Origin of the sequence: Phycicoccus sonneratiae (assembly GCF_016887965.1) — a bacterium.
In the GTDB taxonomy this organism is placed as follows: domain Bacteria; phylum Actinomycetota; class Actinomycetes; order Actinomycetales; family Dermatophilaceae; genus Phycicoccus; species Phycicoccus sonneratiae.
Genome location: NZ_JAFDVD010000012.1, coordinates 178,587 through 199,653 on the forward strand (window position 1 = coordinate 178,587; position 21,067 = coordinate 199,653).

Here is a 21,067-nt window from a genome sequence, read left to right on the forward strand (position 1 = left end):
GAGGGGGAGCCGATGGCCAGGACAGTGCAACTGGTGGACGTCGCGCGGGCGGCCCGCACGCTCCTCGCGGAGTCCACGGACACCCCTCCGCCCACCGGCTCGCTCGCCGAGTGCGCCGAGCTGCTCGGTGAGCTTCAGGCCCTCGTGAACGTGGCGACCGCCCTCCAGGACACCGCGGTCGTGGCCCTGGCCGCGGTGGAGACGGAGGTCGCCGAGGACGGCACCCTGGCCGAGGTGCGGCACAGCAACGGTCACGTCGCGCTCGATGCGCCCGCGGTCGTCTCCGGGGTGATGTGCGTGTCGGCCGTCCACGCGGAGCGGCGGGTGCGGGACGCGGTCCGGCGGGCCGCCGACGGTCCGGAGGGGACCGGAACCTGTACGGGGCTCGGTGGTCTGCATGCGGCGATGGCGGCGGGGCGTCTCGATCCCTACCGCGCGGGGGTCGTGGCCTTCGAGCTGGAGGAGGTCCCGGCCGAGATCGCCGCCACCATCGTGGTCTCGCTCTCGGAGTGGTTCGACAGGGAGGACGCGAGCCACCTGCGTCGGAGGACGCGCCGGCTGCTGGCCCGGATCAGCCCGGACCTGTTGCGCCAGCGAGCGGTCCGCGCCCGGGAGGCCTCCGGGCTGCGGCGGTGGGTCGACGAACCCGGAGTCGACACCTGGCTGGGGACCTTCCCCTCCGAGGAGGCGTGCACCGCGTGGGCCGCGATCGACGCCCTCGCCCAGCAGTACCTCACCGACGGGACCTGCGAGCGGGTCGACCGGGCGCGCGCCAAGGCCCTGACCGACCTCGTCACGAGCAACGCCACCATCGACCTCCAGGTCGTCCTCACCACCGCGGCCGGGGACCCAGTACCCGGCGCGGAGGCCGGCCGCCCCGCCGACCTCGTCGAGGTCAGCGGCGCACGGGCCGGGGAACCGGTCCTCGTCCACCGCGCCTGGCTCGACCGGGCGATCGAGCGCACCGTCGTCTCCGGTCGCGACCCGCTCGGGCGGCCCCGGCTCCTGCCCTGCGATCCCGGCACCGGTGCCCCCGTCGATCCCACCGGCGAGCTGAGCACCACCGCCTACCGGCCGTCGGCCCGGCTCGTCGCGTTCGTCCGCGCCCGCGACCAGCACTGCCGCTTCCCCGGCTGCTCGGTCGCCGCCCGCTTCTGCGATCTCGACCACGTCCGCCCCTCCCCGGCCGGCCCGACCAGTGTGGCGAACCTGGCCTGCCTCTGCCGCCGCCACCACCGCGTCAAGCAACGCCCCGCCTGGCGAGCCACCCTCCACCCCGACGCCACGATGACCTGGACCGACCCCACCGGCCGCACCCGGATCACCCACCCACCCGACGCCCTCCATCCGATCTCTCTCCCCGACACCGGAACCAACCGTCCACCACCGCCGACGAACCACTCGCTCGTCGTGCCCGACGGGCCGCACTCCGCCCTCGAGCACCACCTCGAGCACGAGGCCGCCGGCCCCACCACCTGCCGCGCCCACGTCGTCCGCCCCTCCGTCCCGGTTGCCCATGACGCCCGACCCCACCCGCCGCCCCGGTGCCGGACGAGCACGAGCGGCCGGCCTCCCTTCTGATCCGACGCGTCAGCTCACCGCGTAGCGGCAGATGAGGCCGCCGTCGACCGCGTCAGTGGCGGTCGAGGACCTTCGTGACGAGGTAGATCAGGACACCAACAGCGACCGACACGGCAACGGTCGCTGCGCCCGCAAGGGTCGACTCCCCCTCGGAGAACATCCTGACGACACCGATGACCACGCCCGCAGCAGCGGCCAGCAGACCGATCCACCCGATCCCGTACACCCGGATGTCCTCAGGCTCGTCGACGTCGACACGCACACTCCGATGAGAGTCAGCCATGCGGCGATGGTAGGGCTCGCTGGACGCGCTGCCACCCGACATGGGGCTGCTGTGAGCGTGCGGACTGCCCGAACATCCGTGCCGTCACGGGGCCGACGCTCCGCCGTCCCCGGTCGACCTGCCGTCCTCCCCCCGGCGCGCGCACCGGAGGAGCATGATGGCCGCCATGGGAGCCCTCACGCACCAGAACGACCCGGACCTCGTCCGCGAGCTGCTCATGGACCCCGGCATCTGGGTCGTCGTCGGGCTCTCGGGCAACCAGCAGCGCCCGGCGTGGGGGGTCTCGCGCTGGCTCACCTACGAGCTCGGCAAGCCGATCATCCCCGTGCACCCCAAGGCCGAGACGGTGCACGGCGCGCAGGGCTACGCCTCGATCGCCGACATCCCGGACCAGGACCTCAAGGTCGTCGACTGCTTCGTCAACTCCTCCCGGGTCGGCGCGGTCGTCGACGAGGCGATCGAGCACAAGGACCGGCTGATGCTCGACGCGATCTGGATGCAGCTCGGCGTCGTCGACCAGGCGGCGGCCGAGCGGGCCCGGGCGGCGGGGCTCGACGTCGTCATGGACACCTGCCCGAAGATCGAGTGGCCGAAGATCCGCAGCGACGGCATGCAGCGCTGAGCCGCCGGCGGGCTGGTCCGCGGCGGGCTCAGCCCCGCCGCTCGCGCAGGGCCGCCCCCTTGCGGTGGGCCTCGTCGCGCAGCCCCTCGCGGAAGGTCGCGAGCGCGGCGCGCAGCCGCTGCGCCTCGGCGCCCTCTCCCGCCCCGAGGATGCGGGCCGCCAGCAGCCCGGCGTTGCGCGCACCGCCGACCGAGACCGTCGCCACGGGCACGCCGGCCGGCATCTGGACGATGGAGAGCAGCGAGTCCATCCCGTCGAGGTACTTCAGGGGCACCGGGACGCCGACGACCGGCAGCGAGGTGACCGAGGCGAGCATCCCCGGCAGGTGGGCGGCCCCGCCCGCGCCGGCGACGAGGACCCGCAGCCCCCGCTCCTCGGCGGTGCGGCCGTACTCGACCATCTCCTCGGGCATCCGGTGGGCCGAGACGACGTCGACCTCGCAGGCCACCCCGAGCTCGTCGAGAACGGTGACGGCGGCCTCCATGACCGGCCAGTCGGAGTCCGACCCCATGACGACGCCGACGACGGGCGTGCTGCTGCTGCTCATTCGGTGACCACTCCCTGGATGTAGTCGGCGGCGTGGCCGGCCCGCTCGCGCAGGTCGGCGAGGTCGTCGCCGGAGACGTTGACGTGGCCGATCTTGCGGCCGGGGCGCACGTCCTTGCCGTACAGGTGCACCTTGGCCCCGGGGTCTCGCGCCATGACGTGCCGGTAGGTCGGGTAGAGGTCCGGGTACTCGCCGCCGAGGACGTTGGCCATGACGGTCCAGGGGGCGCGGGGGGTCGGGTCGCCGAGCGGCAGGTCGAGGACGGCCCGCAGGTGCTGCTCGAACTGCCCGGTGACGGCGCCGTCCATTGTCCAGTGCCCGGAGTTGTGCGGCCGCATCGCGAGCTCGTTGACGACGAACGAGGCCTCGCCGTCGGCGCCTACGACCTCGAAGAGCTCCACGGCCAGCACGCCGGTGACCCCGAGCTCGCCGGCGACCCGAAGGCCGGCCTCGACGGCCCGCGCCGAGAGGTCGGGGTCGAGGTCGGGCGCCGGGGCGAGCACCTCGGTGCAGATGCCGTCGGTCTGGACGGTCTCGACGACCGGCCACGCGGCGGCCTGCCCGGAGGGACTGCGGGCGAGCAGCACCGCGAGCTCGCGGCGGAACGGCACCTTCTCCTCGAGGAGCAGCCCGGTGCCGGCCTCCTGCGCGCGGGCCAGCCAGCCGGTGAGCTCGGCGGCCGACGCCACGACGGCGACACCCTTGCCGTCGTACCCGCCGCGGGGGGTCTTCGCGACGAGTGGCCAGCCGACCTGGGCCGCGAAGGCCTCGACGTCGGCCGCGGTGTCGGCGCGCACCCATCGGGGGCACGGCACGCCGAGCGCGGTCAGCCGCTCGCGCATCGCGAGCTTGTCCTGGGCGAACCGCAGCGCCTCGGGGGTCGGGTGCACCGGCACGCCGCTCGCGACGAGCTCGGCGAGCACGTCGGCCGGGACGTGCTCGTGGTCGAAGGTGACGACGTCGCAGGCGGCGGCGAAGGCGAGCACGGCCTCGGCGTCGGTGTGCTCGCCCACCGGCGAGCTCGGCACGACGAGGGCGGCGCTGGCGTCCGGGCCCTCGGCGAGCACGCTGAGGGTCAGGCCGAGCTCGGCGGCGGGGCCGGCGCACATGCGGGCGAGCTGGCCACCGCCGACGATGCCGACGACGGGGAATCCTCCGGGGGCGCGGCGAGGGGTCGTCACCGGGCGAGGATATCGACAGGGGTGCGTGGGTAGGCTGCGTGGGTGACCGCCCAGGACGCCCCGAGCCGGGGACGCGTGAGCCGGGCCCTCGACGGGGTCCGGGGCGCGGTCGACGTCCTGTACCGCGAGGCCATCAAGTTCGGCGTCGTCGGCGCGGTCGCGTTCGTCATCGACCTCGGCCTCGCCAACCTCCTCTGGCACGGCCCGCTCGCCGACAAGGTCACGACCGCCAAGATCATCTCCGGCGCGGTCGCCACCCTCGTCGCGTGGCTCGGCAACCGGCAGTGGACCTTCCGGCACCGGCGCAGCCGGCCCGTGCACCACGAGGTCGGGCTGTTCTTCGGCGTCAACCTCATCGCCCTCGGCATCTCGGCGGTCACCCTCGCGGTGTCGCACTACGGGCTGGGCTTCACGACCCGGCTGGCCGACAACATCGCCACCGTCGTCGGCATCGGCCTCGGCACGCTGTTCCGGTTCTGGGCCTACCGGCGCTGGGTCTTCTCGCACGAGCCGCTCTGAGCCGATCGAGCCTCCTGCAGGAGGCTCGTCCGGCGCGAGGCGGCTCGTCGGCGTCGTTGCCCGGCGCCCTCAGGTCTGGCTGACCGACAGGAAGAGCGCGAAGACCGGCGGGGTGGCCCGGGCCAGCTCGAGGCGCCCACCGGCGGCCTCGGCGAGGTCGCGCGCCAGCGAGAGCCCGAGCCCGGACCCCGACGACGACACCGACCGCTCGAAGATGTGCGGCGCCATCGTCGCCGGCACACCGTCGCCCTCGTCGGTGACCTCGATGACGACCGACGGCCCGGCCCGGCGGGCGTTGACCTCGACCGTGCCGCGCCCGTAGGCGAGCGAGTTCTCGAGCAGCGTCGTGAGGATCTGGCCGAGGGCCACCGGGGTCGCCCGCACGACGAGGCCGCGCTCGCCGCTGACCTTGACGCTGCGGCGCGCGCCCGCGAAGGCGGGCTGCCACTCGCGCTGGAGCGAGGCGAGGACCGAGTCGAGCGAGACCGACGGGTTGGCCTCGGCGCCGTGCCGGGTGCGGGTCATGAGGTCGTCGACGACCTTGCTCAGCCGCTCGACCTGCCCGATGGCGATCGTCGACTCCTCGGCGACGACGGCGAGGTCGTCGGTGAGGTTGATCTCCTCGAGGCGCATGAGCAGCGCCGTCAGCGGCGTGCGCAGCTGGTGCGAGGCGTCGGCCGCGAAGTCGCGCTCGGAGGCCAGCCGCTTGGCGCCCTGCTGCGCGCCCCGGATGAGGGCGGCGTCGAGGGTGTCGACCTCCTCGATGCCCGAGCCGAGGGGCACCGGCCGGTCGCCCTGGTTGAGCCGCTCGACCCGCTGGCGCAGCGTGCCGAGCAGCTCGGCGAGGCGGGCGGCGAACCGGTCGGCGATCCAGACCGTGCCGAGGCCGGCGACGCCGAGCGCCGCGAGCAGGGCGATCCCGGGGACGACCCAGGTCTGCGGGTCGTCGGCCCGGGCCCGGGGACCGAAGACGATGACGACCGCCGCGGTGGCCGCGCAGACGGCCGTGAGGACGGCCACCCGTCCCGCGACCTCGAGGACGATGCGACGCACCGGCGCTCAGTCCTCCGGTGCGTCGAACCGGAAGCCGAGACCGCGGATCGTCGTGATGTACCGCGGGTGCGCGGCGTCGTCGCCGAGCTTCCGGCGCAGCACCGAGATGTGCATGTCGAGGGTCTTCGTCGAGCCGTACCAGGCGCTGTCCCAGACGTCGCGCATGAGCTTCTCGCGGGAGACGACCTTGCCGGCGTTGGCGACGAGGACGCGCAGCAGCTCGAACTCCTTCCCGGTGAGCTGCACCTCCTCGCCGCGCAGGAAGACGCGCCGGCCGTCGGGGTCGATGTCGAGGAGCGGGTCCTCCTCGTTCTCGGTGGGCTCGACGACGCCGCGCCGCAGCAGCGCCCGGGCCCGGGCGAGCAGCTCGGCGAGCCGGAACGGCTTGGTGACGTAGTCGTCGGCGCCGGCGTCCAGCCCGACGACGGTGTCGACCTCGTCGGCCCGGGCGGTGAGGACGAGCACCGGCACGGTGCTGCCCTCCTGGCGGAGCCGGCGGCAGACCTCGAGGCCGTCCATCTTCGGCAGCCCGAGGTCGAGGACCAGCAGGTCCGGGGAGCGCAGGGCGTGCTCGAGGGCGGACTCGCCGTCGGTGCACACCTCGACCTCGTAGCCCTCGCGCCGCAGGGCGCGGGCGAGCGGGTCGGAGATGGCGGGGTCGTCCTCGGCCAGCAGCACCTTCGTCATGCGGCGATCGTAGTCACGAAGAGGCGTTCGGCACGGCGGGACGCCGCCCGAGGGGCGCGCGTCGCAGCTCGTGGAGCGTGACGACCCCGATGCCGCGCAGCATCCGGCGCCGCCGCTCGACCGCCGTGAACCCCGACACCGAGCCGAGCGCCCGCGCCATGTCCTCGTCGACGTAGACCGTCCCGGACGGGGTGACGGCGGTGATCCGGCTGGCCTTGTTGACGGTGACCCCGAAGACGTCGCCGAGCCGGGAGATGACCCGGCCGTGGGCCATCCCGACCCGCACCGGGGGCAGCAGGTCGTCGCCGGCCATCGCGTCGACGAGGTCGAGGGCGATGGCCGAGGCCGCCGCGACCTCGGTGTGGACGAAGAGGACCTCGTCACCCACGGTCTTGATGACCCGTCCGCCGTGCTCGGCGACGACGTCGCTCGCGAGCAGCTCGAAGTGCTGCACCAGCCGGGCGAGCTGGCGCTCGCTCATCCGGCGCACGAAGGAGGTGAAGGACACGAGGTCGGCGAACCCCACCGCCCGGAAGGGCGCCGAGGGGTCCGAGCGCAGCGCGGGGTCGGCGTCGGCGAGCATGCGCTGGATGGCGTTGGTGAGGTGCCGCCGCCACACGTAGACGAGGAGCGGCTCGATCTCGTCGACGGTGCGGGCGAGGAGGTTCGCGGCGTCGGCGGCGATGCGCGGCTCGGGCACCGACCGGGTGTCCTTGCCCTCGAGCTCGTCGGGCGTGTCGGCGGTCAGCGACTCGGCGACGAGCTGGGTCTGCCACACGGCGAGCCGGTCGGCGGTGCGGGCGAAGGCCCGGGTCATCCCGAGCGCGAGCTCCTCGCTGACCCGGCCCCGGCGGACCAGCTCGGTGACCCGGGCGAGGGCCTCGCGGTCGGCGTCGGTGAACATCGCCTCGTCGTCCTCGACGACCTGGAAGCCCATCGCGTGCCAGAACCGGCGGGCCTCGGTGGGGTCGACGCCGGCACCCTCGCTGACCTCGGCCCGGGCCATCGAGGCGGAGCGGCCGAGGAGGGCGCGCTCGACGCGGCCGGCGAGGTCGTCGGCGTCGTCGGCCGCCGGGGTGGTGGCCGGGACGTCCTCGTCGCCCGGGGCGGTCCCGCCCGGCTGCTCGTCCGACATCCCACCTCCTCGGTCAGCGCGGCCGGACGTGGACGACGTCCCCGGCGGAGACGCTCGTGCTCGCGCCGTCGGTGCGCACGGTCAGTCTGCCCTCCGCGTCGACCCCTGTCGCCCTCCCCCGTCGGACGGTTCCGTCCGGGGCGTGCACCTCGACGTCGCGCCCGACGGTGGAGCACGCGTCGCGGTAGGCGGCGACCGCCGGCCCGGCCGGGCCGGTGTCCTCGCGCAGCACGAGGGCGAGGTGGTGCAGGTAGGCCTCGAGCAGGGCGGTGCGCTCGACGCCGGGGGCGCCCGCGGCCCGCAGCGAGGTCGCGGTGTCGAGCGGCAGGTCCGCGCGCTCGGTGTCGACGTTGACGCCGCAGCCGACGACGCCCCCCTCCGGCGTCCACTCGCAGAGCAGGCCGGCCAGCTTGCGGTCGCCGTCGCCGGGGACGAGGACGTCGTTCGGCCACTTGAGGGCCGTCCGGGTGCCGGAGACCTCGGTGACGGCGCGGTGCAGCGCCAGGCCGGCGAGGAGCGGCACCCATCCGGCCCCGGACGCCGGCACCGGGACGAGCACCGACACCGCGAGCGCCGTGCCCGGTGTCGTCGTCCACGCCCGGCCGAGGCGTCCGCGCCCGGCCTCCTGGACGTCGGCGACGACGACGCGGCCGGGGCGCGGGTCGCGCCGCAGCTCGTCGTTCGTCGAGCCGAGCCGGTCGAAGACCTCGACGGGCAGCCACGGGTCTCCGGGTGTGACGGACGCCGCGTCCAGCGGGCGCCGTGGGGGCTTTTCGCTCACGGCGCCAAGGCTAGGCTCGGAGCATGGCGACGAGCGACCTGCACGGCATCGGCGGGACGGACGTCCCCGCCGACATCGACACCACCTCCACCGCCGGCAAGCTGGCCGACCTCAAGCGCCGCGTGGCGGAGGTCGCGAACGCCGGCTCCGAGCGGGCGGTCGAGAAGCAGCACGCGCGCGGGAAGAAGACCGCCCGCGAGCGCCTCGAGCTGCTGCTCGACGAGGGGTCGTTCGTCGAGATGGACAAGTACGCCCGGCACCGGTCGGTCTCCTTCGGGCAGGACAAGAACCGGCCGTACGGCGACGGCGTCGTCACCGGCTACGGCACGGTCGACGGCCGCACGGTCGCCGTCTTCGCCCAGGACTTCACCGTCTTCGGCGGCTCGCTCGGTGAGGTCTTCGGCGAGAAGATCGTCAAGATCATGGACTTCGCGATGAAGGTCGGCTGCCCGGTCGTCGGACTCAACGACTCGGGCGGGGCGCGCATCCAGGAGGGTGTCGTCTCGCTCGGCCTGTACGGCGAGATCTTCCGGCGCAACGTCCACGCGTCCGGGGTCGTCCCGCAGATCTCGCTGATCATGGGCCCGTGCGCCGGCGGCGCGGTGTACTCCCCCGCGGTCACCGACTTCACGGTGATGGTCGACCAGACGTCGCACATGTTCATCACCGGCCCCGACGTCATCAAGACCGTCACCGGCGAGGACGTCGGCTTCGAGGAGCTCGGCGGCGCGCGCACGCACAACACGAAGTCCGGTGTGGCGCACTACATGGGCACCGACGAGGAGGACGCCGTCGAGTACGTCAAGGCGCTCCTGTCGTACCTGCCGAGCAACAACATGGAGGACCCGCCGGTCTTCGGCGACGAGCTCGACCTCGAGGTCACCGACGACGACAGGTTCCTCGACACCGTCATCCCGGACAGCCCGAACGTGCCGTACGACATGCACGCGGTCATCGAGAAGATCGTCGACGACGGCGAGTTCCTCGAGGTCGCACCGCTGTTCGCGCCGAACATCATCACCGGGTTCGGGCGCGTCGAGGGCCGCTCGGTCGGCGTCGTCGCGAACAACCCGATGCAGTTCGCCGGCACGCTCGACATCGACGCCTCCGAGAAGGCCGCCCGGTTCGTCCGCACCTGCGACGCGTTCAACGTGCCGGTGCTCACCCTCGTCGACGTCCCGGGCTTCCTCCCGGGCACCGACCAGGAGTGGGACGGCATCATCCGCCGCGGCGCCAAGCTCATCTACGCCTACTCCGAGGCGACCGTCCCGCTCGTCACCGTCATCACCCGCAAGGCGTACGGCGGGGCGTACGACGTCATGGGCTCCAAGCACCTCGGCGCCGACATCAACCTCGCCTGGCCGACCGCGCAGATCGCGGTCATGGGCGCGCAGGGGGCGGTGAACATCCTCTACCGCAAGGAGCTGAAGAAGGCTGCCGAGAAGGGCGACTCGGTCGAGGAGGCGCGCGCGGCGTTCATCAAGCAGTACGAGGACGCGCTGGCCAACCCGTACGTCGCCGCCGAGCGCGGGTACATCGACACCGTCATCACCCCGTCGAACACGCGGATGAACGTCACGAAGGCGCTGCGGGCGCTGCGCACCAAGCGCGAGTCGCTGCCGCCGAAGAAGCACGGGAACATCCCGCTCTGATGGCCGCCGACGAGCCGGTGACCCCGGCCATCCGCATCACGGGTCCGGCGAGCGCCGAGGACGTCGCGGCGATCGTCGCCGTGCTCGCGGCGGCCGGCGGTGGGGGCGACCCCGAGCCGGCCCCCGCCACCTCGACGTGGGCGTCCCGGGTGGCGGCCACCCGCGGCCCGCTCCCCCACGGCCGCGGCGCCTGGCAGTCCACCTACCGCCACTGACCCCCTCCCGGCTCCTCGCCACCTGACGCCCCGGGGACGACATCAATCGACGAAAGTGTCGATTGATGCTCCCCGACCACCCGGGACACGACATCAATCGACGAAAGTGTCGATCGATGCTCCCCCACCACCCGGGACACGACATCAATCGACGAAGGTGTCACTTGTCGTCGTCCACAAGACCCTTGACCGGGCGAATGGACCTGTGGATGACCCGGGCCGACCCCCGGCGGAGTGCCACAGTGCTCGGATGGAGGACCCGACTCGGCCGACCTGGCCCTTCCTCGGCACCGAGGCGCCGGCGTTCGCGATCACTCCCGGTCAGCTCCGAGGGACGCGGTTCAGAGCGATCTTCCGGGGGGTCTTCGTCGATGCCCGCGTCCCCGACACCGTCGTGACCCGGGCCCGCGCCGCCCTGTTGCTTGCCCCCGAGGGGGCCGTCGTCAGCCACTGGACCGCCGCGCGCCTCTGGGGAGGGCGTGTCCCCGACAACGACTTCGTCCACGTGTCGTTCATGCGCCGGGTGAGGTGGCGAGTTCGGGGCATCAAGCCCCACTGCTTCACCCACCGACTCGACGTCCTCCGGCGGCACGGACTGCCCGTGACCTCCCCGGGTCAGACCTTCTGTCACCTGGCGCGCTTCCTCGGTCTCGTCGACCTCGTCGCCCTCGGCGACAGCCTCGTGCGCAAGAGCCGCATCACCACCGAGGAGCTGGTCGCGTACGCCGAGGACTGGCCGGGTCAGTGCCGGGCCGAGGCCCTCGACGCCGCGCGCCTGGTGCGTGCGGGCGTCGACTCCTCACCCGAGACCGCGCTCCGTCTGCTCCTGATGCTCGCCGGTCTCCCCGAACCGACCGTGGACGTCCGGATCCGGCGTGCGGACGGGAGCGTGCGGTTCAGGATCGAGCTCGCCTTCGAGGAGGTCCTGGTGGCCATCGAGTACGACGGACGCTGGCACGCCGACCCGGAGCAGAGGGTGCGCGACGCGGCCAGACGCGACGAGCTGACCCGGTCGCAGGGCTGGACCTTCGTCGTGGTCACGTCGGACGAGCTGTACGGCGACCCCGAGGAGCTGCTGGTTCGCGTGTGGGACGAGCTGCGAGCCGCCGGGATGGCCGTGCCGCCTCGGCCGTCGGATGCCTGGCGCGCTCACTTCCGTGTGCAACGCGTCGCGGCGTGAGGGCTCCCGGCCGCGCCGTGTCCGCGTTGCGGTGACCCTGGCTCCGGTTGTTCCCGAGGACCGACGACGACAACTGACACATTCGTCGAATACTGCGGTCCGGTCAGGGGGTGCGGCGGCGGGCGACGACGCGTTCGAGCTCGGCGAGGTCCGGGCCCTCCAGGGCCCCGGAGTCCAGCGCCGCGCGCGCGGCCGCGACGTCTCCGAACCACGCCGCGAGGACGACCGGCACCGCCAGGCCGTGCCCGGGTCGGTGCACGACCTCCACCCCGTCGCCGGGCCGGATGGTCCCCGGCTCGACGACCGCGAGGTAGGCCCCGGAGCGCCCGTGCGCGACGAACCGCTTGACCCAGCCCTTCTCGCCCATCCACGCCGCGAAGTTCGCGCAGGGGACGCGCGGCCCGGTCACCTCGAGCAGCGTCTCCCCGACGCGCCAGCGTTCGCCGACGAGCGCGGCGTCGACGTCGAGCCCCTCGGTGGTGAGGTTCTCGCCGAAGCAGCCGTCGGGCAGCTCGCGCCCGAGCTCGCGCGACCAGTGGTCGAGCTCCTCGCGCGCCACCGCGTAGAGCGCCTGCCGACTGCCCCCGTGGTGCCGACCGTTGAGGACGTCGTCGCCGACGACGCCGCTGCCGAGCCCGGTGCCCTTGGGTCCGGGGTCGCGGACCTCGACCGACCCGACCGGTCGCTTGTCGATGCCGGTCCTCCGCCCCTTGACCCCGATCCCCGTCCGCCCCGCCCCGACGTTGACCGACCGCACCTGCGCACCCATCCCCCGAGGGTAGACATCCCGCGGAGGAATCCGGAGGAGAGCGACGGGGCCCTCCGGTAGCGTCCCGCGGGTGAGTGAGACCACCAGCCGCCAGCCCACCGCCGTCGACGCCGTGGCCGACGCCCACTTCGACGCCGTCGTCGCCCTGAGCCCCATCGAGGCCACCTACCTCGGCGTCCCGGGGCACGACCACGAGCTCGACGACCTCTCCCCCGAGGGCTACGCCGCCCACGCCGCGCTGGCCCGCGACACCCTCGCCCGGCTCGACGCCGCCGAGCCGGTCGACGCCGTCGACCGGGTCACGGTCGCCGCGATGCGCGAGCGGCTCGGCCTCGTCGTCGAGACCCACGAGGCCGGCTACGACCGGATGGAGCTCAACGTCATCGCCTCCCCGCTCCAGGGCTGCCGCGACGTCGTCGACCTCATGCCCACCGACACCCAGGAGCAGTGGGCGACCATCGCCGCCCGCCTCGCCGAGGTGCCCCGCGCCCTCGGGCAGTACGCCGCCACGCTGCGCGAGTCGGCCGAGCGCGGGATGGTCACGCCGCGCCGCCAGGTCGAGTCGTGCATCCGGCAGTGCGAGGACCTCACGACCCCCGACGGCTACTTCGCGACCTTCCTCGCCGGGGCCCGCGCCGGCGACGCCCCGCTCGACGACGCCGTCGCCGCCGACCTGCGCCGGGGGGTCGAGGCCGCGGCCGCCGCGTACGCCGACGCCGCGCAGTGGCTGGCGCGCGACCTCCTCGACCGCGCGCCGGAGTCCGACGCCGCCGGCCGCGAGCGGTACCAGCTGGCGTCGCGGTCCTTCCTCGGGGCCACGGTCGACCTCGAGGAGACCTACGCCTGGGGCCAGGCCGAACTGGCCCGCATCACCGGCGAGATGGAGGCCACCGCGCGCCGCATCGTCCCCGACGGCACGGTCGCCGACGCCGTCGCCCACCTCGACCGCGACGAGGCCTACCTCCTGCACGGCACGGACGCCCTCCGCGAGTGGATGCAGGTCAAGGCCGACGAGGTCATCGCCGACATGGCCGGCCGGCACTTCGACATCCCCGACCCCGTGCGCGCCATCGAGTGCCGCATCGCCCCGACCCAGACCGGCGGCATCTACTACACCGGCCCGAGCGACGACTTCTCCCGACCCGGGCGGATGTGGTGGTCGGTGCCCAAGGGCGTCACCGAGTTCGGCACCTGGAAGGAGCTGACCACCGTCTACCACGAGGGCGTCCCGGGCCACCACCTCCAGGTCGCGCAGACGGTCTACCGCCGCGAGCTGCTCAACCGGTGGCGCCGGATGATGTGCTGGGTCAGCGGCCACGGCGAGGGCTGGGCGCTCTACGCCGAGCGCCTCATGGGCGAGCTGGGCTACCTCGACGACCCCGGCAACCTCCTCGGGATGCTCGACGCGCAGTCGCTGCGGGCCACCCGGGTCGTCATCGACATCGGGGTGCACTGCGGCTTCGAGGCCCCCGCCGAGGTCGGTGGCGGCGCGTGGACGTACGACAAGGCCTGGGAGCTGCTCACCCGTCACGCGAGCAACGACGAGGCGACGCTGCGGTTCGAGCTCGACCGCTACCTCGGCTGGCCGGGGCAGGCCCCGAGCTACAAGGTCGGCGAGCGGCTCTGGCTGCAGATGCGCGACGAGGTCGCCGCTCGCGACGGAGATGCGTTCTCGCTCAAGGACTTCCACCGCCGAGCTCTCGACGTGGGGTCTGTGGGTCTCGACGTCCTCCGCGAGGCCGTGCTCGCCGAGGACTGACCCGGCCGGCGCGCCGGACGCCATGTCCCCACTCGGGCCCGCGGGGCATCCCGAGGCCCTAGGGTGGTGCCCGGCGCAGGGGGGTGACGCCGGACCGTCGCGGGAGGATACTCGTCCCGGGAGCCGTGGCCGGATCGGACACGGAGGAGGACGGGTGCCGAGAGCACGAGGCCGACGACCCGCGGGCAGCAACACGCGGGAGGCGATCGTCGCCGCCGCGAAGCACCAGTTCGCCGAGCACGGGTACCCCCGCACCACGCTGCGCGCCGTGGCCCGCGAGGCCGACGTCGACACCCGGCTGGTCACCCACTACTTCGGCACCAAGCAGAACCTGTTCATCAGCGTCGTCGACTTCCCGTTCGACCCCGACACCCTCGCCGAGGGCGTCCTCGCCCAGGGCCCGGACCACGCCGGGCGGCGCCTGGCCGACCTCACGATCCGCACCCTCGAGGACGCCGCCACCCGCCAGCCGATGACCGGGCTGCTGCGGGCCGCGGCCTCCGAGGACGAGGCGGCCGTGCTCGTCCAGCGGATCCTCACCGAGCGGATGCTCAGCCCGCTCGCCCGCCTGCTCGGTGGCGACCGACCCGACCTGCGGGCCGCCCTCATCGGCGCGCAGCTCACCGGCTACCTCTTCGCGCGGTACGTCGTGGCCCTCCCCGGGCTGGCCGACGCCGACACCGACGAGCTCGGCGAGGTGGTCGGACCGGTGCTGCAGCACTACCTCACGGGGCGCCTCGGGTCGTCCGGACCCGTCTGACCGGCGCCCGGCCCCCGTCCGACCTCGGGGGTGGGACACAATCGGCCACGTGCAGCCCGCCGCGCTCGTCGTCGCCCTCGTGCTCGTCGTCATCGTCGTCAGCCGACTCGCCGCCCCCCGCGGTGTGCCGGTCCCCATCGCCCTGCTCGGTGTCGGCGCCGTCCTGTCGGTCATCCCGCAGGTCCCGGAGGTCCGCCTCTCCCCCGACGTGGTCCTCTACGGCCTGCTCCCCCCGTTGCTCTACTCCGCGGCGCTGTCGAGCTCGCTCGTCGACATCCGCACCTACCGCTCGAAGATCCTCAGCCTGTCCGTCGGCCTGGTGCTCTTCACGGCCGTCGGGGTGGCCCTCGTCGTCTCGGCCCTCATGGACGTCGACTTCGCCCTCGCCCTCGCGCTCGGGGCCATCGTCGCCCCGCCGGACGCCGTCGCCGCCACCGCGGTCGCCCGGCGGATCGGCCTGCCCCGCAAGATCACGACGATCCTCGAGGGCGAGTCGCTCCTCAACGACGCGACCGCGCTCGTCACCCTCCGGACCGCGCTCGCCGCCGCCGGCCTCGCCGCCCACGGTGCCGGCGCACCGGCGGCGGGCATCAGCCTCGGCTCGGTCGGGCTCGACCTCCTCGTCGCCGCCGTCGGCGGGGTGGCGGTCGGGGTCGTGGCCTACCTCGTCGTCGGGTGGCTGCGACGCCGCCTCACCGAGGTGCCGGCCGACACCGCCCTGTCCTTCATCGCCCCCTTCGTCGCGTACGCACCCGCCGAGGTCGTCGGCGCCTCGGGCGTCCTCGCCGTCGTCACCGCCGGCCTGCTGCTCGCCTACCGCGCGCCGGTCCTCCAGTCCGCCCCGTCGCGCCTCGCCGAGCGGATCAACTGGTCGAGCGTCACTTTCGTCCTCGAGAACGCCGTCTTCCTCCTCATCGGCCTCCAGGTGTGGAGCCTCGTCGGCGACACCCGCGACGGCGAGCTCGGCACCGGGCGCACGCTGGCGGTCGCCGGGGCCGTCCTCCTCACCGTCCTCGTGCTGCGCCCGGTGTGGCTCGTGGCGCAGTCCGCCCTCCAGGTGCTGCGCGGGAAGGCCGACCGCCGGGCGATGCTCGGGTGGTCGCTCGTCAGCGGCTGGGCCGGGATGCGGGGCGTCGTCACGCTCGCCGCCGCCCTCACCCTCCCCGAGGACACCCCGATGCGCCCCGAGCTCGTCCTCATCGCGCTCGTCGTCACGGTCGGCACCCTCGTGCTCCAGGGCACGACGCTCCCGGCCCTGGCCCGGTGGCTCGACGTCCGCGGACCGGACCCGCGCGAGGACGCCCTCCAGGAGGCTACGGTGCTCGGCGCGACGACCGGCGCCGGCCTGCGGGCCCTCGAGGACGACCCCGACGCCGACCCCGACGTCGTCCGGGTCATCCGTCAGCAGGCCGACGACCGGGTCAACCGCAGCTGGGAGCGGCTCGGCACCCTCGGCCCCGGCGACCGGGAGAGCCCGGCGGAGGCCCGGGCCCGGCTGCGGGTCGAGATGATCCACCACGAGCGCGAGGAGCTGCTGCGCATCCGGGCCGCCGGCCAGGTCGACCACGCGGTCCTCACGAGCGTGCTCGGGCAGCTGGACGCCGAGGAGACCGCGCTCGCGTGGTCGGCGACCCGGACGGCCGGCGTCCGCGAGTCCGAGCTGCGACCCCCCGAGCGGGTGGCCGGCGCGTGCGACCACCTCGCCGACGACGGTGCACCCCATCCGCCCTCGGAGACCGACGGCTGCCCCGAGTGCCGGGCGGAGGGCCTCACCTGGGTGCACCTGCGCTCGTGCACGACGTGCGGTCACGTCGGCTGCTGCGACTCCTCGGTCGGCAAGCACGCGACCGCCCACTTCCACGGGTCCGGCCACCCGGTGATGCGCTCGATCGAACCGGGCGAGGCCTGGCGCTGGTGCTTCGTCGACGAGGTCCTCGGCTGACGCGCCCGGCCGCCGTCTACGGTGACGCCATGCCGCCGGTCACCCTGCTCCTCGCCTCCGCCTCCCCCGCCCGCCTCGCCACCCTGCGCTCGGCCGGGGTCGAACCGGTCGTCGTCGTCTCCCGGGTCGACGAGGACGCGGCCGTGGCCGCCGCCGAGGCCGAGCACGGGTCGCTGGCGCCCGAGGACGTCGCGCTGCTCCTCGCCCGCGCCAAGGCCGACGACGTCGCCGCGCGGGTCGGGTCGGAGGACGGGCCGGACACCGACCTGCTCCTCGGGTGCGACTCCGTCCTCGAGCTCGACGGCGAGGTGCACGGCAAGCCCGCGGACGCGGCCGAGGCGGTCGCCCGCTGGCGCCGGATGCGGGGACGGTCGGGGGTCCTCCACACCGGCCACTGGCTGCTCGACCTGCGGGGGCCCGACAACGGCGGCACCGGCGGGATGGTCGGGGGGACGGCCTCGACGACCGTGCACTTCGCCGACCTCTCCGACGCCGAGGTCGCGTCCTACGTCGCGACGGGTGAGCCGCTGCGGGTCGCCGGCGCCTTCACGATCGACGGGCTCGGGGGTCCGTACGTCCGGGGCATCGAGGGCGACCCGGGGACGGTCGTCGGCGTCTCCCTGCCGCTGCTGCGCGAGCTCGTCGGCGAGCTGGGGGTGGCGTGGCACGACCTGCGGACCGACTGAGCTCAGCGCGCGACTGGCAAGTACTTGACACTATGGAAAGTACTTGCCTACGGTAGGGGTATGGACACCACCGAGGGGACCACGACCGACGACCTGACGCCGCAGGAGGCCCGCGAGCGCCTGGCCCGGGCCGAGGAGGCGAGGGAGCGCCGCAGCGGCGACCGCCACGTGCACGGCCTCGCCACGGCCGGGTTCGGGCTGCTCATGGGCGCCTACCTCACCCTCTCGCGACTCGGGCAGGGAACCGGTTGGGAGACACCACTGCTCGCGGCCTACGCGGGATTCCTCGTGCTGCTGACCCTCTGGCAGACGCGGGCGACCCGCAGCTGGCCGCGCCGGGCCCGGGCCGTCTGCTACAGCGGCCTCGCCGGCTCCGTCGTCCTCTTCATGGCCGGGATCATGACCTTCAACTACCGCGAGCACCAGCGCGAGCTGGCCGGGCTCGCGGCCGGTGAGGACCCGGTCCTCCTCGTGCTGGCCGGCGTGCTGGCCGCGCTGCCGATGGTCCTCGCCGGCATCGTCGTCCGCCGCGGGCCGCGGGCATGAGCGCTGACGGCGCGACCCGTCCGGTCCACGCGCGGCACCGGCTCGACGAGGTGATCCACGCACCCGTGCGGTTCAGCATCGTCGCCACCCTCGCCGCCGTCGACGAGGCCGAGTTCGCCCTCGTGCGTGACGAGGTCGAGGTCTCCGACTCGGTGCTCTCCAAGCAGGTCTCGACCCTCGAGCAGGCCGGCTACGTCCGGGTCCGCAAGGGGTACGTCGGCAAGCGTCCGCGCACGTGGCTGTCGCTGACCCGGCCCGGCCGCGCGGCGTACGACGCGCACCTGGCGGCGCTGCGCGAGATCGCCGGCGCCTGACCCCGTCGAGAGTACAGAACACGCCGTGCGAGCCAGGGCCCGACGGCGTGTTCTGTACCTTCGACGGGTTCAGACCGGGGGGACGTCCCGGCGCTTGGTCGCGAAGTGCCGGTCGCGCCGGGCCGCGTACCGCAGCCGGTGCAGCAGCTCGGCACGCAGCTCCTCGGGCTCGACGACGTGGTCGACGACGAGGTCGGCGGCCAGCCGCTCGAGGTCGACGTCCTCGAGGTACTCGGCGCGGCGCGCCGCCACAAACGCGTCGCGCGCCTCGGCTCCCTCGGCGGCCTCGACCTCGGCGATCTTGTTGGCGTACACCGCGTTCACCGCGGCCTCCGGACCCATGACCGCGATCCGGGCCGTGGGCAGCGCGATCGTGGCGTCCGGCGCGAACCCCGGTCCGCCCATCGCGTACAGCCCTGCGCCGTAGGCCTTCCGGACGACGACGCAGAACTGCGGGACGGTGGCGGAGGCGACGGCGGACACCATCTTCGCCCCGTGCCGGATGATGCCGCCGCGCTCGACCTCGGAGCCGATCATGAAGCCCGGGACGTCGGCAAGGTAGACGAGCGGGATGGAGAAGGCGTCACACAGCCAGATGAAGCGGGCGGCCTTGTCGGCGGAGTCGGTGAACAGCACCCCTCCCTTGACCGCCGAGTTGTTCGCGACGACGCCGACCGTCTCGCCCGCCATCCGGCCGAAGCCGACGACGAGCTCAGGGGCGAAGAGCGGCTTGAGCTCAAAGAAGCTGTCGTCGTCGACGAGCCCCTCGATGAGGTCGTGGACGTCGAACGGCTGGCTCTCGCGCTCGGGGACGCTGGCCCGGGTGAGCGGCTCGGCCGGCTCCTCGGCGTGGTAGCTCGGCGGGGTGCTGCGCCACGAGTCCGGGACGTACGAGAAGTACAGGCGGGCCAGCTCGATGGCCTCGGTGTCGTCGGCGGCGAGCAGGTCGCCGACGCCGGAGACGGTGCAGTGCATCCGCGCGCCGCCCATCTCCTCGAGCGAGACCTTCTCGCCGACGACCATCTCGGCCATCCGGGGGCTGCCCAGGTACATCGACGCGTTGCCCTCGACCATGATGACGAGGTCGCAGAAGCTCGGGATGTACGCGCCGCCGGCCGCCGACGGGCCGAAGAGGCAGCAGATCTGGGGCACCTTGCCGGACAGCGCCACCTGGTTGTGGAAGATGTGCCCGGCGCCGCGCCGGCCGGGGAACATCTCGACCTGGTCGGTGATGCGGGCTCCCGCCGAGTCGACGAGCCAGAAGACCGGCAGCTCCTCGCGCAGGGCGGTCTCGGTGGCCCGGACGATCTTCTCGACGGTGCGCGCACCCCACGACCCGGCCTTGACGGTGGGGTCGTTGGCGATGACGACGACCGGTCGGTCGTCGACCGTCCCGCGGCCGGTGACGACGCCGTCGGCGGGCAGGCCGGCGGCCAGCGCGCTGGCGTACCGGCCGTCCTCGACGAACGAGCCCTCGTCGAGCAGGAGGGCGAGGCGGTCGCGGACGTAGAGCTTGCCCTGGCTCGCGAGCTTCGCCGCGGCCTTCTCGGTGGGTGCGGCCGAGGCGGCCCGGGCCGCCTCGAGGCGGGCGCGGACGTCGGCGACGCGCGGGTCGGTGCCCTGGGCGTCCGGGGTCACGGAGTCGGTGGTCATGCCGGGAGGCCGAGGCCCTTCGCGAGGACCATCCGCTGCACCTCGGAGGTGCCCTCGCCGATCTCGAGGATCTTCGCGTCGCGGTAGAACCGGGCCACGGGGTACTCCTCCATGAAGCCGTTGCCCCCGAAGACCTGGGTGGCGATTCGGGTGGCGGTCACGGCGGCCTCGGAGGTGTACAGCTTGGCCTTCGCGGCGGCCTGCTTGACCTCCTCGACCGAGCGGCGGCCGGCCTCGTGCTCGTCCTTGAGCCAGGCGGCGCGGTAGGTGAGCAGCCGCGCGGCGTCCTCCATGACGGCGAGGTCGGCGACGGGGAACGCGACCCCCTGGTTCACGCCGATGGGGCGGCCGAACGCGGTGCGCGTCTTCGCGTAGGCGGCGGCCTCCTCGCGCATCCGGGTGATGAGGCCGAGGGCGAGCGCGCTGATCGCGATGCGCCCGTCGTCGAGGGTCTTGAGGAACTGGTGGAAGCCCCGCCCACGCTCGCCGAGGAGGTTGGCCTCCGGGACGCGGCACCCGGCGAACGAGAGCCCGTGGGTGTCGGAGATGTTCCAGCCCATCTTCCGGTAGGCCGGCTCGACCGTGAAACCCGCTGTGCCGGACGGGATCATGATGGCGCTGATCTCGGGGCGGCCGTTCTCGAGGGTGCCGGTGCGCGCCGTGACCGTGACGACCGAGGTGATGTCGGTGCCGGAGTTCGTGATGAACGCCTTCGCCCCGTCGACGACCCAGTCGCCGCCGTCGAGCACCGCCTTGGTGCGGGTGGCGCCCGCGTCCGACCCGGCGTCCGGCTCGGTGAGGCCGAAGCCGGCGAGCGCGCGACCGGCGACGAGGTCGGGCAGGAAGCGCTCCTTCTGCTCCTCGCTGCCGTAGGTGAGGATCGGGTTGATGCCGAGGCCGACGCCGGCCGAGAGCGTGATGCCGATGGACTGGTCGACCCGGCCGAGCTCCTCGATGGCGATGCACAGGCTGGTGAACGCGCCGCCGTCGGCGTCCTCGAGCGAGCCGCCGAAGGCCTCCGGCACGACGAGCCCGAAGAGCCCGAGCTCGCCCATCCGCGGCACGAGGTCGGCCGGGAAGTGGTGGTCCTCGTCCCACTGCGCGACGTGCGGCTCGACGGCCTCGGTGGCGAACTCGCGGACGACCGACCGGAAGTCCTCGTGGTCCTTGCTCAGCTCGTACATGGGCGCCCCTTCGCGCTC

At 73.8% G+C, this 21,067-nt stretch carries 22 protein-coding genes; 12 read left to right on the top strand and 10 right to left on the bottom strand.

The features are described 5' to 3' along the window. Nucleotides 1–33 precede the first annotated feature (33 nt). Nucleotides 34–1,581 (top strand): HNH endonuclease signature motif containing protein, encoded by a 1,548-nt coding sequence (locus JQN70_RS11450; protein WP_204131470.1) that lies wholly within the window; start codon nucleotides 34–36, stop codon nucleotides 1,579–1,581. Nucleotides 1,582–1,633: 52 nt separating this feature from the next. On the opposite strand, the gene JQN70_RS11455 is transcribed toward JQN70_RS11450, so the two are convergent. Then, a complete protein-coding gene (locus tag JQN70_RS11455; RefSeq protein WP_204131471.1) occupies nucleotides 1,634–1,864 on the bottom strand; it encodes a hypothetical protein in 231 nt (76 codons plus the stop codon). A gap of 166 nt (nucleotides 1,865–2,030) precedes the next feature. On the opposite strand from JQN70_RS11455, the gene JQN70_RS11460 reads away from it, so the two are divergent. Next, nucleotides 2,031–2,486 carry a CoA-binding protein gene (locus JQN70_RS11460; protein WP_204131472.1) on the top strand — a complete coding sequence of 152 codons (456 nt, stop codon included), beginning with the start codon at nucleotides 2,031–2,033 and terminating at the stop codon, nucleotides 2,484–2,486. Between the two features lie 28 nt (nucleotides 2,487–2,514). Here the strand turns inward: JQN70_RS11460 and purE are convergent, their stop codons facing one another. After that, nucleotides 2,515–3,033, bottom strand: coding sequence for a 5-(carboxyamino)imidazole ribonucleotide mutase (purE, locus tag JQN70_RS11465; RefSeq protein WP_204131473.1), 519 nt, complete (start codon nucleotides 3,031–3,033; stop codon nucleotides 2,515–2,517). Then, nucleotides 3,030–4,214, bottom strand: coding sequence for a 5-(carboxyamino)imidazole ribonucleotide synthase (locus JQN70_RS11470; RefSeq protein ID WP_204131474.1), 1,185 nt, complete (start codon nucleotides 4,212–4,214; stop codon nucleotides 3,030–3,032). Before JQN70_RS11470 ends, purE begins: the two co-directional genes overlap by 4 nt. A gap of 42 nt (nucleotides 4,215–4,256) precedes the next feature. On the opposite strand from JQN70_RS11470, the gene JQN70_RS11475 reads away from it, so the two are divergent. Next, the gene (locus tag JQN70_RS11475) at nucleotides 4,257–4,733 is read left to right on the top strand and encodes a GtrA family protein (protein ID WP_204131475.1); all 477 of its coding nucleotides are present in this window, start codon (nucleotides 4,257–4,259) and stop codon (nucleotides 4,731–4,733) included. A gap of 69 nt (nucleotides 4,734–4,802) precedes the next feature. Here the strand turns inward: JQN70_RS11475 and JQN70_RS11480 are convergent, their stop codons facing one another. Genes JQN70_RS11480 through JQN70_RS11495 form a run of 4 tightly spaced genes read right to left on the bottom strand, consistent with a single transcriptional unit; the run spans nucleotide 4,803 to nucleotide 8,389 of the window. Then, nucleotides 4,803–5,786: a sensor histidine kinase gene (locus tag JQN70_RS11480; RefSeq protein WP_204131476.1), complete on the bottom strand. Its 984-nt coding sequence runs from the start codon at nucleotides 5,784–5,786 to the stop codon at nucleotides 4,803–4,805. A gap of 6 nt (nucleotides 5,787–5,792) precedes the next feature. After that, nucleotides 5,793–6,473: a response regulator transcription factor gene (locus JQN70_RS11485; RefSeq protein WP_204131477.1), complete on the bottom strand. Its 681-nt coding sequence runs from the start codon at nucleotides 6,471–6,473 to the stop codon at nucleotides 5,793–5,795. A 13-nt stretch (nucleotides 6,474–6,486) separates the two neighbouring features. Beyond that, nucleotides 6,487–7,608, bottom strand: coding sequence for an adenylate/guanylate cyclase domain-containing protein (locus tag JQN70_RS11490; protein WP_204131478.1), 1,122 nt, complete (start codon nucleotides 7,606–7,608; stop codon nucleotides 6,487–6,489). A 13-nt stretch (nucleotides 7,609–7,621) separates the two neighbouring features. Further along, nucleotides 7,622–8,389 carry a biotin--[acetyl-CoA-carboxylase] ligase gene (locus JQN70_RS11495; protein WP_307835935.1) on the bottom strand — a complete coding sequence of 256 codons (768 nt, stop codon included), beginning with the start codon at nucleotides 8,387–8,389 and terminating at the stop codon, nucleotides 7,622–7,624. A 23-nt stretch (nucleotides 8,390–8,412) separates the two neighbouring features. On the opposite strand from JQN70_RS11495, the gene JQN70_RS11500 reads away from it, so the two are divergent. From JQN70_RS11500 to JQN70_RS11510, 3 genes are all read left to right on the top strand, one after another. Next, entirely contained in the window at nucleotides 8,413–10,041 is a 1,629-nt protein-coding gene (locus JQN70_RS11500; protein WP_204131479.1) for an acyl-CoA carboxylase subunit beta, read from the top strand. Beyond that, entirely contained in the window at nucleotides 10,041–10,256 is a 216-nt protein-coding gene (locus JQN70_RS11505; RefSeq protein WP_204131480.1) for an acyl-CoA carboxylase epsilon subunit, read from the top strand. Before JQN70_RS11500 ends, JQN70_RS11505 begins: the two co-directional genes overlap by 1 nt. A gap of 250 nt (nucleotides 10,257–10,506) precedes the next feature. Further along, complete coding sequence (locus JQN70_RS11510; protein ID WP_204131481.1) at nucleotides 10,507–11,436, top strand: hypothetical protein; 930 nt, start codon at nucleotides 10,507–10,509, stop codon at nucleotides 11,434–11,436. 103 nt (nucleotides 11,437–11,539) lie between these two features. On the opposite strand, the gene JQN70_RS11515 is transcribed toward JQN70_RS11510, so the two are convergent. Next, nucleotides 11,540–12,205 carry an MOSC domain-containing protein gene (locus tag JQN70_RS11515; protein ID WP_204131482.1) on the bottom strand — a complete coding sequence of 222 codons (666 nt, stop codon included), beginning with the start codon at nucleotides 12,203–12,205 and terminating at the stop codon, nucleotides 11,540–11,542. Nucleotides 12,206–12,275: 70 nt separating this feature from the next. Between JQN70_RS11515 and JQN70_RS11520 the strand changes: the two genes are divergently transcribed. The 6 genes from JQN70_RS11520 to JQN70_RS11545 all read left to right on the top strand — a co-directional run bounded on the left by JQN70_RS11520 (nucleotide 12,276) and on the right by JQN70_RS11545 (nucleotide 18,212). After that, nucleotides 12,276–13,964 carry a DUF885 domain-containing protein gene (locus JQN70_RS11520; protein ID WP_204131483.1) on the top strand — a complete coding sequence of 563 codons (1,689 nt, stop codon included), beginning with the start codon at nucleotides 12,276–12,278 and terminating at the stop codon, nucleotides 13,962–13,964. A 154-nt stretch (nucleotides 13,965–14,118) separates the two neighbouring features. Beyond that, the gene (locus tag JQN70_RS11525; RefSeq protein ID WP_204131484.1) at nucleotides 14,119–14,724 is read left to right on the top strand and encodes a TetR/AcrR family transcriptional regulator; all 606 of its coding nucleotides are present in this window, start codon (nucleotides 14,119–14,121) and stop codon (nucleotides 14,722–14,724) included. A gap of 49 nt (nucleotides 14,725–14,773) precedes the next feature. Next, complete coding sequence (locus tag JQN70_RS11530) at nucleotides 14,774–16,666, top strand: cation:proton antiporter domain-containing protein (protein ID WP_204131485.1); 1,893 nt, start codon at nucleotides 14,774–14,776, stop codon at nucleotides 16,664–16,666. Between the two features lie 29 nt (nucleotides 16,667–16,695). Further along, nucleotides 16,696–17,352: a Maf family protein gene (locus JQN70_RS11535; protein ID WP_204131486.1), complete on the top strand. Its 657-nt coding sequence runs from the start codon at nucleotides 16,696–16,698 to the stop codon at nucleotides 17,350–17,352. A gap of 60 nt (nucleotides 17,353–17,412) precedes the next feature. After that, the gene (locus tag JQN70_RS11540; RefSeq protein WP_204131487.1) at nucleotides 17,413–17,898 is read left to right on the top strand and encodes a hypothetical protein; all 486 of its coding nucleotides are present in this window, start codon (nucleotides 17,413–17,415) and stop codon (nucleotides 17,896–17,898) included. Then, entirely contained in the window at nucleotides 17,895–18,212 is a 318-nt protein-coding gene (locus tag JQN70_RS11545; protein ID WP_204131488.1) for a winged helix-turn-helix domain-containing protein, read from the top strand. Before JQN70_RS11540 ends, JQN70_RS11545 begins: the two co-directional genes overlap by 4 nt. Nucleotides 18,213–18,281: 69 nt before the next feature. On the opposite strand, the gene JQN70_RS11550 is transcribed toward JQN70_RS11545, so the two are convergent. Both JQN70_RS11550 and JQN70_RS11555 read right to left on the bottom strand, forming a co-directional pair. Next, nucleotides 18,282–19,865 carry an acyl-CoA carboxylase subunit beta gene (locus JQN70_RS11550; RefSeq protein ID WP_204131489.1) on the bottom strand — a complete coding sequence of 528 codons (1,584 nt, stop codon included), beginning with the start codon at nucleotides 19,863–19,865 and terminating at the stop codon, nucleotides 18,282–18,284. Beyond that, complete coding sequence (locus tag JQN70_RS11555) at nucleotides 19,862–21,049, bottom strand: acyl-CoA dehydrogenase family protein (protein WP_204131490.1); 1,188 nt, start codon at nucleotides 21,047–21,049, stop codon at nucleotides 19,862–19,864. Before JQN70_RS11555 ends, JQN70_RS11550 begins: the two co-directional genes overlap by 4 nt. Between the last annotated feature and the right edge of the window lie 18 nt (nucleotides 21,050–21,067).

Excerpts from the sequence above, each read along its gene's own strand:
- JQN70_RS11455 (WP_204131471.1), bottom strand. The coding sequence starts at position 1,864 with ATGGCTGACTCTCATCGGAGTGTGCGTGTCGACGTCGACGAGCCTGAG.
- JQN70_RS11460 (WP_204131472.1), top strand. The coding sequence starts at position 2,031 with ATGGGAGCCCTCACGCACCAGAACGACCCGGACCTCGTCCGCGAGCTG.
- purE (WP_204131473.1), bottom strand. The coding sequence starts at position 3,033 with ATGAGCAGCAGCAGCACGCCCGTCGTCGGCGTCGTCATGGGGTCGGAC.
- JQN70_RS11485 (WP_204131477.1), bottom strand. The coding sequence starts at position 6,473 with ATGACGAAGGTGCTGCTGGCCGAGGACGACCCCGCCATCTCCGACCCG.
- JQN70_RS11490 (WP_204131478.1), bottom strand. The coding sequence starts at position 7,608 with ATGTCGGACGAGCAGCCGGGCGGGACCGCCCCGGGCGACGAGGACGTC.
- JQN70_RS11500 (WP_204131479.1), top strand. The coding sequence starts at position 8,413 with ATGGCGACGAGCGACCTGCACGGCATCGGCGGGACGGACGTCCCCGCC.
- JQN70_RS11505 (WP_204131480.1), top strand. The coding sequence starts at position 10,041 with ATGGCCGCCGACGAGCCGGTGACCCCGGCCATCCGCATCACGGGTCCG.
- JQN70_RS11510 (WP_204131481.1), top strand. The coding sequence starts at position 10,507 with ATGGAGGACCCGACTCGGCCGACCTGGCCCTTCCTCGGCACCGAGGCG.
- JQN70_RS11515 (WP_204131482.1), bottom strand. The coding sequence starts at position 12,205 with ATGGGTGCGCAGGTGCGGTCGGTCAACGTCGGGGCGGGGCGGACGGGG.
- JQN70_RS11535 (WP_204131486.1), top strand. The coding sequence starts at position 16,696 with ATGCCGCCGGTCACCCTGCTCCTCGCCTCCGCCTCCCCCGCCCGCCTC.
- JQN70_RS11540 (WP_204131487.1), top strand. The coding sequence starts at position 17,413 with ATGGACACCACCGAGGGGACCACGACCGACGACCTGACGCCGCAGGAG.
- JQN70_RS11545 (WP_204131488.1), top strand. The coding sequence starts at position 17,895 with ATGAGCGCTGACGGCGCGACCCGTCCGGTCCACGCGCGGCACCGGCTC.
- JQN70_RS11550 (WP_204131489.1), bottom strand. The coding sequence starts at position 19,865 with ATGACCACCGACTCCGTGACCCCGGACGCCCAGGGCACCGACCCGCGC.
- JQN70_RS11555 (WP_204131490.1), bottom strand. The coding sequence starts at position 21,049 with ATGTACGAGCTGAGCAAGGACCACGAGGACTTCCGGTCGGTCGTCCGC.